Annotated in this window: 12 protein-coding genes; 5 read left to right on the top strand and 7 right to left on the bottom strand. The window is 34.6% G+C overall.

Going from position 1 to position 15,734, the window contains the following annotated elements:
• Positions 1 to 71 precede the first annotated feature (71 nt).
• Both BK054_RS08165 and BK054_RS08160 read left to right on the top strand, forming a co-directional pair.
• On the top strand, positions 72 to 785 hold the full coding sequence (locus BK054_RS08165) for a pyridoxine 5'-phosphate synthase (protein WP_006262816.1): 714 nt from the start codon (positions 72 to 74) through the stop codon (positions 783 to 785).
• Entirely contained in the window at positions 785 to 1,555 is a 771-nt protein-coding gene (locus BK054_RS08160; protein WP_006257331.1) for an alpha/beta fold hydrolase, read from the top strand. Before BK054_RS08165 ends, BK054_RS08160 begins: the two co-directional genes overlap by 1 nt.
• 212 nt (positions 1,556 to 1,767) lie before the next feature.
• Here BK054_RS08160 and BK054_RS08155 read toward each other — a convergent pair whose 3' ends face one another.
• From BK054_RS08155 to BK054_RS08145, 3 genes are read right to left on the bottom strand one after another with little or no spacing between them, the layout of a single operon-like run.
• Complete coding sequence (locus BK054_RS08155) at positions 1,768 to 2,277, bottom strand: gamma carbonic anhydrase family protein (RefSeq protein WP_006257332.1); 510 nt, start codon at positions 2,275 to 2,277, stop codon at positions 1,768 to 1,770.
• Positions 2,278 to 2,326: 49 nt separating this feature from the next.
• Positions 2,327 to 3,331 (bottom strand): type IX secretion system membrane protein PorP/SprF, encoded by a 1,005-nt coding sequence (locus tag BK054_RS08150; protein WP_041888913.1) that lies wholly within the window; start codon positions 3,329 to 3,331, stop codon positions 2,327 to 2,329.
• A gap of 7 nt (positions 3,332 to 3,338) precedes the next feature.
• Positions 3,339 to 5,963 (bottom strand): T9SS type B sorting domain-containing protein, encoded by a 2,625-nt coding sequence (locus BK054_RS08145; RefSeq protein ID WP_232234353.1) that lies wholly within the window; start codon positions 5,961 to 5,963, stop codon positions 3,339 to 3,341.
• Positions 5,964 to 6,077: 114 nt separating this feature from the next.
• Here BK054_RS08145 and BK054_RS08140 point away from each other — a divergent pair, with 114 nt between their 5' ends.
• Positions 6,078 to 6,977 carry a NifU family protein gene (locus tag BK054_RS08140; RefSeq protein ID WP_006257335.1) on the top strand — a complete coding sequence of 300 codons (900 nt, stop codon included), beginning with the start codon at positions 6,078 to 6,080 and terminating at the stop codon, positions 6,975 to 6,977.
• Between the two features lie 175 nt (positions 6,978 to 7,152).
• Here the strand turns inward: BK054_RS08140 and BK054_RS08135 are convergent, their stop codons facing one another.
• Positions 7,153 to 9,432 carry an inorganic phosphate transporter gene (locus BK054_RS08135; protein ID WP_016650176.1) on the bottom strand — a complete coding sequence of 760 codons (2,280 nt, stop codon included), beginning with the start codon at positions 9,430 to 9,432 and terminating at the stop codon, positions 7,153 to 7,155.
• Between the two features lie 152 nt (positions 9,433 to 9,584).
• Between BK054_RS08135 and BK054_RS08130 the strand changes: the two genes are divergently transcribed.
• Positions 9,585 to 11,588 carry a thioredoxin domain-containing protein gene (locus BK054_RS08130; protein WP_058699273.1) on the top strand — a complete coding sequence of 668 codons (2,004 nt, stop codon included), beginning with the start codon at positions 9,585 to 9,587 and terminating at the stop codon, positions 11,586 to 11,588.
• Between the two features lie 3 nt (positions 11,589 to 11,591).
• A complete protein-coding gene (locus BK054_RS08125; protein WP_006257338.1) occupies positions 11,592 to 12,359 on the top strand; it encodes a mechanosensitive ion channel family protein in 768 nt (255 codons plus the stop codon).
• Positions 12,360 to 12,423: 64 nt separating this feature from the next.
• On the opposite strand, the gene tsaB is transcribed toward BK054_RS08125, so the two are convergent.
• From tsaB to BK054_RS08110, 3 genes are read right to left on the bottom strand one after another with little or no spacing between them, the layout of a single operon-like run.
• Positions 12,424 to 13,095: a tRNA (adenosine(37)-N6)-threonylcarbamoyltransferase complex dimerization subunit type 1 TsaB gene (tsaB, locus tag BK054_RS08120; protein ID WP_058699272.1), complete on the bottom strand. Its 672-nt coding sequence runs from the start codon at positions 13,093 to 13,095 to the stop codon at positions 12,424 to 12,426.
• A 2-nt stretch (positions 13,096 to 13,097) separates the two neighbouring features.
• Positions 13,098 to 14,348 carry an efflux RND transporter periplasmic adaptor subunit gene (locus tag BK054_RS08115; protein ID WP_058699271.1) on the bottom strand — a complete coding sequence of 417 codons (1,251 nt, stop codon included), beginning with the start codon at positions 14,346 to 14,348 and terminating at the stop codon, positions 13,098 to 13,100.
• A 4-nt stretch (positions 14,349 to 14,352) separates the two neighbouring features.
• Positions 14,353 to 15,732: a TolC family protein gene (locus tag BK054_RS08110; protein ID WP_232234352.1), complete on the bottom strand. Its 1,380-nt coding sequence runs from the start codon at positions 15,730 to 15,732 to the stop codon at positions 14,353 to 14,355.
• Between the last annotated feature and the right edge of the window lie 2 nt (positions 15,733 to 15,734).

Here is a 15,734-nt window from a genome sequence, read left to right as displayed (position 1 = left end):
TGCAAAATAATCAAAAATAAAACAATAGACGTTAATTATAGTTTGTATTTTTGTCTTTAAAACTTAATTTTATGACTAAGCTATCTGTTAATATCAACAAAATTGCTACTCTAAGAAACTCAAGAGGAGGAGATGTTCCTAATTTATTGCAAGTAGCCAAAGATGTACAAAAATTCGGAGCTCAAGGAGTAACTATACACCCTAGACCTGACGAAAGACATATTCGTTATCAAGATGCACGTGATTTAGTAGACGTAGTCTACACTGAATATAATATAGAAGGTAATCCTATGGATAACTTCTTAAACTTAGTATATGAGTGCAAACCTACCCAAGTAACATTAGTTCCCGATGCTGTAGATGCACTTACTTCTAATGCTGGATGGGATACCATTAAACACAAAGCATTCTTACAAGAAGTAATTCAAGAGTGTAAATCACGTAATATTCGTACTTCTATTTTCGTAGATCCAGTATTAGAAATGGTAGAAGGTGCTAAAGTTGTAGGTGCTGACCGCATTGAGTTATATACTGAAAACTTTGCTGCTGAATATGCAAAAGGAAATGAAAACGCTATCATACCTTATACTCAAGCTGCTGAATTAGCAAACCAACTTGGATTAGGAATTAATGCAGGACACGATTTAAGTCTTGACAACATTGAATTCTTTAAAAACAATATTCCTAACCTACTAGAGGTTTCTATAGGTCATGCCTTAATATCTGAATCTCTTTACCTAGGATTAGAAAATGTAGTAAATATGTACATCAGAAAATTACAATAATGGCAGATATATTATACTCTAAAATAGAAGGCGAAGGTATCCCTTTAATTGTTATGCATGGATATATGGGAATGTCTGACAACTGGAATACTTTTGGTAAACAAATGGCAGAAGTAGGTTACGAAGTACACCTATTAGATCTTAGAAATCACGGTCGCAGTTTTCATTCTGACGATTGGTCTTATGATTTTATGGTAGAGGACATCGTTCGTTATATGGATTATCACGCTATATGTGATGCTATCATATTAGGACACTCTATGGGAGGAAAAGTAGCGATGAAGTTAGCCACTCGTTACCCAGCTAAAGTAGAAAAACTAATTGTAGCAGATATTTCACCGCGCAGCTACGCCCCACATCATCAGGATATATTAGCAGCGCTTAACGCTGTTGACTTCTCTACTAAACCAAGTCGAAAAGAAGTAGAAGAAACCATCGCTTCTCATATTCCCGAAATCGGTACACGACTATTCTTATTAAAAAGTTTATACTGGGTAGAACCAGGACAACTAGGTTTCAGATTCAATCTGAATGCTTTTAATCAAAATGAAGATGTAGTAGGTGAAGGTGTAGAAGAAGGTGCTGAATACACAGGAGACACGTTATTCATTAGAGGGGGAAACTCTAAGTACATTCAAGAAAAGGATGAAGTTCTTATCCAAGAACACTTCCCTAATGCAATCATTAAAACGATTCCAAATACAGGACATTGGTTACATGCAGAGAACCCACAAATGTTCTTCGATATCGTTAAAGAGTTTCTAGGATAGACAAAAAAATATCACTTATAATAAAGGTCTAATACTTCGTCAGTATTAGACCTTTATTTATATATAAATTATAGTTCTCATTCGCCTTGTTCTCGTTACCGCGACTTTATGTATACTACCTACAACTTGTATATAATTGTACAAATTCTTAATTCTTAATTCTTAATTCTTAATTCTTAATTCTTAATTCTTAATTCTTAATTCTTAATTAATCATTTGTACCAGCTAGAATACATCACATAATTATCTGCTATACGCTCTACCTCACCCCCAAAATCTGATGCACTTATGTCTTTTACCTTTTTAGCGGGCATACCAGCATATATAGAACCTGCCTCTACTACCGTATTCTGAGTAACAACAGCACCAGCAGCAATTATTGTATTACTGTGTACAACACAATTATCCATTACAATAGCTCCCATACCGATTAACACATTATCATGTATCGTACATCCATGTACCATAGCATTATGCCCTATAGAAACATTATTTCCAATCACAGTCGGATGCTTTAAGTAGGTACAATGAACAATAGCCCCATCTTGTATATTCACTTTATCTCCTATCGTAATAGAATTCACATCACCACGAATGACAGCATTAAACCATACACTACACTTCTCTCCGAATGTAACATCACCTACTATAGTGGCATTCTCTGCCACATAGCAGTCCTCAGGTATTTGAGGATATTTTCCTCTTATTTCTTTTATAATCATAATATATCGCAATAAAAAATCCCGATAAATATCGGGATTTTTTTATTATTTAATCTTTTACAGTCGGACAATTACACTCTAAACTTGTACGTTTCGGAAATATATTAAACCCTACTGTAAACTGATGGAAAGCACCATCACCGAAAGTAAGATCTCCCATTAATTTAGTATAAGAGTATGCAAAACTAACATTCTTATAATTTCCTCCTAGCATTGGAGAGATATATTGATAACGTTGTGTTTTAGATTTCCCATTCTCGAAATAGTCTGTTCCATTAAAGTTAGATCTAAAAGACGCTCCAGCCCAAATCTTACCAAAATCAAACTGTCTATAAACCTTCATATTAACATCTAGTGCAAAATCCTCACGCTCTTCAGTATACTGAGCTAATATAGATGGCTCATAGATCCAACCTGTTCCATATCTCGTATTTCCAAATGCATACCCTGCACCTAAAATATATTTTCTAAAGTTATTACTCTCTGTATCCGAGTATAATTTACTAGAACTCGTTACCGCATTCTTCACTGTAAACATAGAGAAGAAATTTTGATAGTGATAAGCAGCACCAAAATCAACTGAAAAATAAGAATCTTTTAATTCTAATCCTCCTGCTACATTAGGGTCAAATCCTCCAAACTCACTCTCATCTAACTTCGTCTGAGCAAAACCTGCACTCAATCCAAATGACAATTGGTTTAAATCATAACGTGATTCACTAAAGGTAATATGGTGAGCATACGTCGCTTTAAAACCAGTCTGTGAGTGATAACCATTCTTATCATTGAATCCGATAATTCCGATAGCTGATTGATCAGTTAGACGAGTACTAGCATTCATCGTCATAAGACGAGGAGCGTCATCTACACCACTCCACTGCTGTCTTACAGTCAATCTAACATTCGTACTATTCTTAATACCTGCCATAGCAGGATGTAAAAGATAATAGTTATCTGCTAAATATTCAGAATTTACCGTTAGTCCTTCTTGTGCAAAACCAATTTGAGAAATCAATAATGCTATAGCTAAATAGCGCTTCTTTATTATATTCATAACTTAATTATCTTTTTAAAGAAAAGTGTCCTTTATAACTTACCTTACGTCCATTCATATCATTCGGAGCTTTAAAATCATTTACAAACTCCACAGTGAACCAATAATCTGTAGACGGCATCGGTTTTCCATTCCATGTTCCATCCCATCCCTCTGTATGTGGGCTTAACTGTTTTAACAATCTACCTGAACGATCATAGATATAAATACGAGCCTCATTGTGTCCTTTTAGACCTGGTATATTCCATGTATCATTATATCCATCTCCATTAGGAGTAAAATACTTAGGATAACCAAACACTGAGAATTTAACTGATGTAGAACATCCTGTTACTCTATTTCTTGCATAAGCAATATGTTCTCCGATTGGTATATTATAAAACTGACTTGAAGGTTGGAATGCACTATTATCAATAGCAAAATCATAACCATCTGTAATAGGACTTGTTCCTCCATCTAATACACCTAAGCGCACCATCGTCTCTCCTTTTTCATCAATCTCCATACTGTTCAGCATTCCTGTTGCATCTACTCCTTCCACTACCGCTACTGGTGGTGCTTTTACTGTCCATACTATCGTCTCTGTTGAACAAGACTGTACTCCAGGATAAGGAGAAGTAGCATAGCTTGCTATTGCTCTATAATTACCAGATTTATCTATCTTAATCGAAGTCTGGTTCCCACTTCCAGGTACTGTATTATACACTATCCACCCATTCTCTCGACTTACTTCATATTGCCATGTTATAACAATAGGTCTACCTTTTACATCCTTATTCTCCACACTTAATACGACAGGAGCTATTTCATTCGTCTCTGTATTAATACAAAGTTGTTGAGTGCTTTCTTTAGGGAAATAATCTATAGCTAATTCTACCCCAAGAGAAACTTTAAAAGAAGAGTAATTATCCGCCTTACAATCGAAACCTTCCGTCATGATCACTCTAGTATAAATCGGTCCTTTTACTTCTCCCATCTTAATAGGGTAAGCCGTTACTTTACTCTCAGGCATACGGTTTACATCAGCTTCTGCATCCTTTTCATTTTCATAATATACAGTTGTTATTTTATCTGTAGGATTTAAGTTTGGTGTATTTGTAATAGAAGTTTTCCCCATTACAGTCCCCTCATATCTTCTTAAATTCACAGTAGATTCTCCTATATTATTTTCTACTTGACAGTAATGAAAAACTTGAGTTGACACTTCTGCTGTCTTTAAATTATCATATCCTAAAGAAGCGTAGAAAAAAGCAGTATTGAAATTCTTATCTTCTAAATTCGTTAAACGAGCCCATATCTTGCGAGTCTCATTTAACTTCACTGTTATCTCTACTCCTACTATTTTATTTGTATTCGCAATTGCATCTTCCTCTGAATTAAAATATCCAATAGAATATTTTCCCTTAGGATCAAATCCTTCTGCTGCTTGTTCTTCATCTGTAGCTATGGTACGCCCATCAGCTATTACTTTTGTTTGACCATCTATAGTCAAACTGTATGAAGCAATCTTACTATCACAATAAGAAACATTCTGAAGAGGAGGAATAATTGGTTTGTCTATTACTTTGAACACTATTTTCTGACTTGTTGATACAAGAGGATTAGCTGATTTAGCCAACTTATAAAAAATGCGTGCAGTAGCATCTGTCCCATGCGCTCCCTCATAAGGTTTAGAGATATCTATTGGATTCTCATTTCTCTGAGCATCATAAGCAGTCTTGTGAAAAGTAATCGTATAATAATCTGGATTTTCTCCAGTGGCTAATAAAGCTGGTATTGTCTTTTTCAAGTCGTAATCACCATATCTATTTGTATCGTCTTTTCTTGTTTCTACAGATTCTAATACTGGGTTAACGCCACTCACCTTTAACTTCTCTACAAAAAGCGTGAACTGACGTGTAGCAGTCTCTCCATCAAGAACAATCTTTGCTTCAATTAATTGGTTTTTATTTGTAGTAAACTTATTAATCTCAGCATCTGTTAGCTTCGTTTTACTAGTACCATCTACTTTGAAAAGCTCTGTATTAGAATTTCCGTAGTACAACTGGTTTTTATCCTCTAACAAAACAAATGTAGCATTACCATCTTTATCAGCATTTTGATATTGATCAGGACGTCCTGTAACTCTATCATTTAATGTAGCTCCTTCTTCTGGCTTCACTTTAATTAAAAATGGGCTAACCGTTACTTTAGTAGCATCTACTACAGATTGCACTCTAAGAAACCTAGTCAATGGTGCTGTAGTAGGATTAAACTTATCTACATAAAGGATTTCTTTTTGCTTATTAGTATTGCGATTAGCTTCATCTTGAGTGTTGTGAAAACTATAGATATATCCTTCAGGAACAATAGCATTTCCTTCAGCATCTACAACTAATCCAGTTGTTTTGTTTTTTATTGCCTCACCTAAGAATACTCTAAAATTCCCTGATGTGCTATTCTTTGGAAGAGCCTGTTCTATATCATGAGGTTTCCCAACTTTCACCTCAGGTTTTGGCTCATCTTGGTCATTATATACCTCAACTATCTCTCTATTAACTAGATATTCAAAAGGGTTTATACCTCCAGCTACAGCTCCTACTGACAGAACTCCTGAAAATACAAATAATGAAAGCCACATTCTTTTGCCCATTTTATCGCTATATTAAATTGTTAGTGCTTACTAATGTTAATTAATTGTTTAAAAATCTTATCTTCGTGACGCTTAGCATTTTTCTTTGCTAATTTTGAAAAAAACTAAATTAACATGTCAAAAATACAAATTCAAAATACGTCAAACCCAACAATTATAAAATTTGTTTTACCAGATTTTATAGCTAAGGGAGAAAACCACGAGTTCAAAAATATTGATGAGACTGCAGAATCACCTTTAGCGAAGGAATTATTCTATCTTCCTTTTGTTAAAACGGTTTATATCTCAAATAATTTTATCGCCATCGAAAAATTTTCAATTGTCGAGTGGGATGATGTAAAAGAAACCGTTGCAGATCAGATAGAACTATTCTTGGCTAAAGGTAAGAAAATCTTAATAGATTCTAAAAAAGAAATAAAAAAGCAACCAATTACTATTTACGCTGAATCAACACCAAATCCTTCAGTAATTAAATTCGTTGCCAATAAATTATTAACAAAAAAAGGTGTAGAGTTTAAAAATATAGATGAAGCTAGTGCTTCTCCTCTTGCTAAAGAGCTTTTTAAACAATCTTTCGTTAAAGAAGTATTCATTGATGAGAACTATGTTTCTATTTCTAAATATGACTCTTTCGAATGGGATCAATTAGTACAGGTTACTCGTGCCTTTATCAAAGAGTTCTTAGAAAATGGTAATCTAGCAGTAGACGAATCGCTTATTCATGATGTTAAAGCAATTGAGGCGGCAGCTGACGAACACTTTGACTCTTTAGATGAAAAGTCTCAACGCATCATTAATATCCTTGAAGAAAACGTAAAACCTGCTGTACAAGCTGATGGTGGTAATATCGCTTTCCAAAAATATGACCAGGAGTCTAATATTGTACATGTACTTTTACAAGGAGCATGTAGCGGATGTCCTTCTTCTACATTCACTTTAAAGAATGGTATAGAAGGAATGCTAAGACATATGCTTAACGATGAGAAAATCATTGTAGAAGCTTATAACGGATAGTAAACAACTAGATATAAAGAAAAAGGTAGCATTATAAATGCTACCTTTTTTTGTGCTTTATTATCTAAGTAGAAGGTAGAAAATCAGAAATCTACTTCATTACACTCCTAAATATCATAAAAACAAAATGAGGTTGCCTAGGCAACCTCATTTCTTCACTTAAATTAAATATAGATTAGCTCATTCTTTTGAATGACTTCCTCTTAACATCAATTTCGAAATCTCGAAACAATTCTAACAATCCAATTGTAGACTTGATTAGATCATCAGTCTCAAATAAAATAGAGAAGTATAACTTACTATTTTTAGGACTTGTCTCTGTCGTACGAATACGAATGATTTGTTTCTGGATTAACTTATCTACAGTAGCGATTAAATCATCTTTTTCCTGTAGGATTTCTTCTATCTCAGAGAATTTTTCTTCTGTAAATAGTACAATTACTTTATCGAATAATACTTGAAGCTTTTTATCTATTAGTTTTAAATCTCTAATTTGATTAAACTTCAGTTTCTTATGGTTATTGTCAATATGCGTATAACTATTCTGAGCAATAAAATTGATAGACTTAATCATATCTTGTAGATACCCTAGTGTCAATACATAGAATTTACTTGCTTCTACAGAAGTTTCATCTAGATTTTTAATAAAGAAGTACACATTACCACGTAAGTTATCCACTTCTTTTTCTAGCTTCTTAAGCTGCTTTCTACTTTTCTTTAATTCTGTCAATTCTTGCAGAGCCACACCATCTATCACCGAAGTATATAATTCATTTGCTCTTGTAATCACATTAGCGATTTGAGAAGAACTTTCTGAAGCTACCCCTTGGATAGTCATAATATCAACGCTATCTAACTTCGCTTCATTATCTGCTTTTTCTTTTGTCTTCTTATTATACATTTTATTACTTCTGTATAATAAAATTCCCACTAGAATTAACATTCCTACTAAAGCGTAGATCTCTCCTATTTTTAATACATAAGCGATCACAAAAGAAGCAATAAATGCTACAATAGCTGTTACGAACCAACCACCTATCACATTAAACACCCCTGCTACACGATACACAGCTGAGTCTCTATCCCATGCTCTATCCGCAAATGATGTACCCATCGCCACCATAAAAGTCACATAAGTAGTTGATAGTGGTAATTTCATAGAAGTACCGATAGAGATCAAGATACTCGCCACAATAAGGTTCACTGAAGCACGTACCATATCGAATGCTGGTTCATCCTTTGGAGTTCTACTCTTTGGTTTCTTAGGAATCTCAAAGCGCTTATCCATTTTGAGCTGTAGTGATTTTGGCAAGAAGTAATTCACTCCCATACCGATTAACACCATACCTCTAACGATAACCTTAGACAGAATATTAGGTGAGAATTTCTCCTCTGTACTTCCTGTATCTTGTCTTGCCAAGCTCATTTCTGTCTCGATTACATTCTTCGCTTTCTTAGATGTCCATAAAGTATACACCATGATAATACCTGCAATGGCTAAAAAATAGAAAGGAGCAACTACACTCTCTTCTGCTAACTTATGCATCATATAAGTATCAGGAGACTGACCCGATGCCATAAAGAACTCAAATGATTGGAATGCTGCAATAGGCACACCTATAAAGTTCACTAAGTCATTACCTGCAAAAGCCAATGCTAATGCAAATGTTCCGATAACGATAATTACTCTAAGTATATTTAACTTAAAGATACTCATCAGTAATTGAGAGAATATAGTCCAAAACACTAAACTAATCCCTATAATAGTTAACTGATTATCTCCAATCCAGTTACTAGTTTCTTTTGTAATAAAACTTGCACCTTTTAATCCTTTTACCAAGATAAAGAAAGTAATAGCAGTAATAGCTACCCCTCCGAATATCGCTCCGAAGTATTTCAACTTTTGTTCCACTTGGAAGGTAAAGATCAACCTAGAAACGTATTGTACTAAAGTACCTAACGTAAAAGAAAGTATTACTGACAGTAATATACTGACTACAATCTCGGTGGCCTTCTCCGTATTGATATAATCTGGCAACATAGACCAGCTATCGTTATTAGATACGATTTTGATTACAGCAAGACATACTGCAGAACCTAATAATTCGAAAACAATAGATACTGTAGTAGATGTTGGCAACCCTAAAGAGTTAAACACATCCAGAAGTAGTACATCGGTAATCATCACCGCGAGGAAGATGACCATCACATCATTAAAGGAGAACATACTAGGGACGAATATACCACTTCGGGCTATCTCCATCATCCCTCCTGAAAATATCGCTCCTACTAGAATACCTAGTGAAGCTACAATCATAATTGTCTTAAAAGTAACCGCTTTTGAACCCAATGCTGAATTCAAGAAGTTCACCGCATCGTTACTTACTCCAACAGTTAAATCGATAATAGCTAATACCCCAAGGGCTATAAGCATTACAATAAAAATCTGTTCCATTTATAAATTCTATTTAAATTAAGTGTGCCGCAAAATTGATTATAATAATTCACACCTATGTTAACTTAACGTTATTAATCCTTCTGCTTCTTTTTATAGTTAAAATACATTTGAGTACTTTTGTTAAGCAACAACAATATCAGAATCTCATCATGAATTTATTACACTTAGAATCAAGCCCTTACTTATTACAACATGCCAATAACCCTATTTATTGGAAAGCATGGAATAAAGAAACTTTAACACGAGCTGAGCAGGAAGACAAACTTATTATTATCAGCATAGGATACTCTACTTGTCACTGGTGTCATGTTATGGAAAAAGAAAGTTTTGAGAACCAAGAGGTAGCAGATATTATGAATCAACATTTTATCTCTATCAAGGTTGATCGTGAAGAGCTTCCTCATCTAGATAACTTCTATATGAAAGCAATCCAAATTATGACGAAACAAGGAGGATGGCCTTTAAATGTAGTTTGCCTACCAGATGGTAGACCTATCTGGGGTGGTACTTATTTTAAGAAAGAAGCATGGATGGATTCATTAGCACAACTACACCGTTTATATATAGAGAAACGCGATACTGTACTAGATTTCGCAACTCAACTACAAGAAGGAATCTCTATTCTAAGTCAAGCACCTATAGCACAAGAGGAATCTAGATTCAATACAGACCTTGTATTAGAGAATTGGAAAAAGAGTTTTGATTGGGAATATGGAGGGTATACACGAGCGCCAAAGTTCATGATGCCTACTAATTTAATATACTTACAGAAAAAAGGAGTATTACACCGAGATCAACAACTATTAGAATACATAGACCTTACGTTGACTAGAATGGCATGGGGAGGTCTATTCGATACAGTAGAAGGTGGTTTCTCAAGATATTCTGTCGATCATAAATGGCATATTCCTCACTTCGAAAAAATGCTTTATGACAATGCACAACTGTTATCTGTATATGCAGATGGATATAAACGTACTCACAATAAACTCTACAAAGAAGTTATTGACAAGACAATTAATTTTATTACTAACAATTGGGCTAATGGTGAAGGAGGATATTATTCAGCACTAGATGCAGACAGTTTAGACAGTCACAACCAGCTGGAAGAAGGTGCTTTCTATATTTGGACAATAGAAGAATTAAAAGAATTAGTCCAACAAGATTTCCCTTTATTCAGTACTGTATTTAATATCAATTCTTTTGGACATTGGGAGAACAACCAATATGTATTAATCCAAACCCGTGAATTAATAGATATCGCTAACGAGAATAATATCCCTCTTGAAGACTTAGAAAATAAAAAAAAGCAATGGGAAACAGCTCTAAGACAGTATAGAGCGAATAGACCTAAGCCACGCCTAGATGACAAAACACTCACTTCGTGGAATGCTATGTACATCACAGGATTATTAGATGCATACACGGCTACTCAAAACACAGCTTATCTAGAACAAGCTAAAGCATTACACCTATTCATCCACAATAACCTATGGTGTGAAGAGCGTGGACTATTGCGTACGTATAAAGATGGAAATGCCAAGATAGAAGCTTTCTTAGACGATTATGCCTTTTATATACAAGGATTAATTTATCTATTTGAACACACAGAAGAACAACAATACATCACAGAAGCCAAAAATCTTATGGACTACTCTTTAGACCACTTCTTAGATCACGAGAGCAAGTTCTTTTATTTTAGCAAGCATAACCAAGAAGATACTATTACACCAGCGATAGAAACAGAGGATAATGTTATCCCTTCTTCTAACGCGATTATGGCTATAAATTTATACAAACTCGGTTTGCTATACGAGAATAGTTACTACAGTGATCTCACAATTAATATGATGAATACTGTACTCTCTACTGTTGATTATCCTTCAGCATACTCACATTGGCTATTGCTACAACTATATTTAGAGCAACCACTTGAGTTAACATGGGTGGGTGCAGATGCTCTTCAACACAATCTATCGAGAAGAGAAAACATAATAACGAGAGCTTCTGTATTCTCAGTATCCTCACCATCGACTGTCCCTTACTTAGCTAAGTATACACCTACAGAAGAGACTTTACATTATATTTGTATAGAGAGAGCGTGCTTAGCACCTGATACAGATCATACACAGATAGATAATTATACTTTATAAAATATGCAAAAATTAGATACTTTATTATCTAGATACATTGAAGATATTATTACATATATACCTGAGATAGTGACTTCACTTATCATCTTAGGTATAGGTCTATGGGTTATTCGCTTCTTACAGAGATTAGCAAAAAGAATATTCTTAAAAAAGAATATAGACCCTACTTTCTCTAGCTTTATTCTAGATGTATTAATCTGGGGAATGCGAATACTCTTATTTGTTATCATCGCCTCAAAGCTTGGTATACAAACTAGTTCTTTTGTAGCCATTATTGGTGCAATGAGTTTAGCCATTGGTCTTTCATTACAAGGATCATTGAGTAACTTCGCTGGAGGTGTATTAATTATTCTATTTAAACCATTTAGAATAGGAGATATTATAGAGGCACAGGGAGAAACAGGTAAAGTACTAACCATACATATCTTCTCCACTCAGGTACTAACTTATCAGAACAATATAGTGTATATCCCTAACGGAGTACTATCTAATGGTAAGATTAAAAATATTACACAGAACAACCTTAGAAGAGCTGAAATAGCAGTGCAAACAACTCTACTTAAAAACACAACAGTCTTTATAGAAAAACTACAAGAGGAACTAGATTCCTATGACAAAGTACTTTCACAACCAAGACCTAGAATATTAATCAGAGAGTTATTAGATACTAAGATTACGTACACCGTACAGATATGGGTAGAGAATGATAACTTTACCGTTGCTACATCTTATGTACTCTTAAAAGCGAGAGAAATTAGTGATGCGCTATAATAGATAATTATTCAATAAATAAGGGCTGCTAATTTATAGATTAGCAGCCCTTATTTATTATTATTTATTTCTTCTTTTGAATGAGAACAAAGTCTTTAAGATAGAAAGGCTCAAAGTAAGCCACATCCACAAACTCTTCTTTCACATACTTATCATAAGCCATCACTCCCATTTCACTTGCAGAAGGATATGTAATCTCAGGATAGTACATAAAACCTTCTGTACCTAATGTTTCCTTACACTTCATTGCTCCATCCCCTATCAGATGTAATTTTGTTCCTTTATATTGATTAAAAGAGTTTTCATCAATAACGATTGCCTCTATTTCACTTAATTTATTATACTCTTTATCAAAGACTGCGGAGAACACTTCCATACGTTTAGCATCTAGCATTGGTACGATCAGTCCTTCTGTCACCTCCACCTGTCTTGCTAATATCTCTAAAGTGTCTAATGCTATTAAAGGAATCGACAATCCATAACAAAGTCCCTTCACTGAAGATACTCCTATGCGCAAGCCTGTATATGACCCAGGTCCTTGACTAATCGCTATAGCCGAAAGATCTTTTAAAGTCTTGTTATTCTCTTTTAATATTTCTTCTACAAAAACGTGTAGCTTCTCAGCATGAGAGAAATTCTCTTCTGCTATCTCCTTACACGCTATTACTTCACCAGTCACTGATAATGAGACAGAACAGTTCTTAGTAGCTGTCTCAATAGATAAAATCGTTATCATTATTATTTTTTACTTTCTACTTCTACTTTATCTCCATGTTGAAGGATTCTACTTACAGTCGAATATGGTCCTGTAATAATCACATCCTCAGCATGAAGCCCTTCTATTATTTGAATATTCGAGTCGTCTTTTATTCCAGTTTTCACAAATTTAAGCTTTGCTGTACCGCCATCATTAACGAATATAGCTTCTCTCATAAGCTCTTTATCGAATATCTTCTTTCCTTCTGTTTTATTCATAACAGTATCAGTAGGTGTTTTCATTACCACAGCACTAATAGGTACCGCATAAATATCATTCTTAACATCAGTAATAATATCTACAGCTGCAGTCATACCTGGTCTAAATGGAGAGTAATTCTCTATCTCCTTTTTCACCAAGTCTTCATATGATTCTGCTAAGATTTTAATCTTTACTTTAAAAGTCGTTACCTGATCAGCTGATACTGTCTGATTAGAAGCAGAATTAGAAATACTAGTAACTACACCTCTAAACTCTTTTTTTAGATATGCATCGACACTGATTCTTGTCTCATCCCCTAATTTCACTTTTACGATATCATTTTCATTAATATCGACTTCCACCTCCATACCACTAAGATTAGCGACTCTTAAGATCTCTGTACCTGCCATCTGCTGTGTACCTAATACTCGCTCTCCTAATTCTACATTCACTCTAGAGATTGTACCATAAGCTGGAGCATATATTGTAGTTCGAAGAAGATTTGCCTTTGATTCTGCTAAAGCAGCCCTAGAACTCTCTACATTATAATAAGCAGAAGACTGAGCTGCTTTAGCCACTTCATACGTTCGCACTACTAGATCCCATTCAGAGCGCGAAATCACTCCCTTGTCATACAGCCTACTATTTCGGTCATAATTAGACTTAGCCTCTTTTAACTGAGCTTCTGCTTGTGATAATCCAGCTTTACTCGTCGCTAACATCGCCTCCACTCTCTCCATAGCAGAAGTATATAAGTCTGGATTAATTACTACTAATAGATCTCCCTTATTAACGACCTGTCCTTCTTTGATTGGCAAATTTATGATTTCTCCAGATACTTCTGAAGATATTTTAATCTCTATTTCGGGTTGTATCTTTCCTGTACCTGATACAGTCTCGATAATATTCGTCTTTTCTAATTCTATCGTTTCTACTTTAGTACGATCTTCTTCTTTACCAAAGACAAACTTTCCAATAAGTAAGACAGCTACTATAAGGATACCAACTACTATGATGTATTTTTTCTTCATCTCTCTAATGTTTAAAAAGTGGGATACCAAAATAATACTCTAGTATCTTGGTTTTAAAAATGTATTCATATTTAGACTTTAATAAATCTGACTGTGCCGTCACAAATAAAGTCTGATTTTGATTTAATTCAAAGATATTAATTAAGCCAACAGAATAACGCTCCTTTGAGTACTCTAGAGACAGCTTCCTTGCTTCAAGACTTGCATTACTAGCCTCATACTTCTGATAAGCACTCTCCGTATCTGTATAAGCCTTAAACACGAGCTGCTCTAAATTCAGTGCAATTACCTCTCTTTCATTCTCTATCTGTTGTAGCGTAAGTTTTTTTAATTTGATACTATTTCGAGTAGAGAAACCATTAAAAATAGGTATCGTTAGACTTAAACCAAAATTCGAATTAAAGTTATCACTAAACTGATTGAAAAAAGAATTAGGACCACCGTATACAGCCATACTATTCTGTCGCAATACACGCTGATTAGATCCTTCTACATACCCTACTTCAGAAGTAGATTCTAATAAGCGATTTCCTACTAATCGATCTTGGTAATTCATATTCGTACCTAGATTATAAAATGCTTGTAGAGTAGGGCTATAAGCAGACTTAGCTATACTTACATCTTTTTCTGCCATCAGCACATTCGTTTCTGCTGTTTTGATATCTGTCAATACTTCAGTAGCTCTATTAGTAATATCTTGAGGGCTATAGCTAAGCATACTTGACTCTGACACTTCATAGTCCGTATCTACAATATCAAAAGATTCATAGGACTTGATTTGAAGCAATTGAGCTAAGTTTAAACGAGCCATCACTAGTTCATTCTGTGAAATAATTAATCGCTGTGTATCTATAGCCACAGTCGCTTTGGCTTCTAACAAATCACCTGCTGGTACAACACCTTCATTCACTAACTCTTGCGTACGCTCCTGCTGACTCTTGTCATATTCTAATTGCGTTTGATTCGTCTTTACCAATTCTTTATTAAACAAAATCTGCAAATAAGAATTAATCACATTCAACGCAATATCCTCCTTCATCTTTTGCAACTTATACTGAGAAGCTAGATGTGATAATCTAGCCTTGACCAACATATTCTGTTTCTTCAGTCCTCCGTATAAATCTACTTTCATACCCAGACCTAAATTTGTCGCTTGAATAGTCTTACTATCTACCATACCCGTAAACTGATCTGGCTGATCTGCAATAGTCCACGAATGGCTTCCAGTTAGATTGACATTAGGCATAAAACTGCCGATCGCGATATCCTTATTAATCTCTGCGCTTTGTTCATCTAACTCATACTGCTTAATACGAATATTATTCTCTATTGCATAGTCAATACACTTCTCTAATGACCATAGAGTACGTTCTTGTCCTTTCACAA

Origin of the sequence: Myroides sp. ZB35 (genome assembly GCF_001865835.1) — a bacterium.
GTDB classification, from domain to species: Bacteria; Bacteroidota; Bacteroidia; order Flavobacteriales; family Flavobacteriaceae; genus Flavobacterium; species Flavobacterium odoratimimum.
The sequence above is the reverse complement of the archived record's forward strand: the minus strand, read 5'-3'. Positions and strand labels throughout refer to the sequence as shown.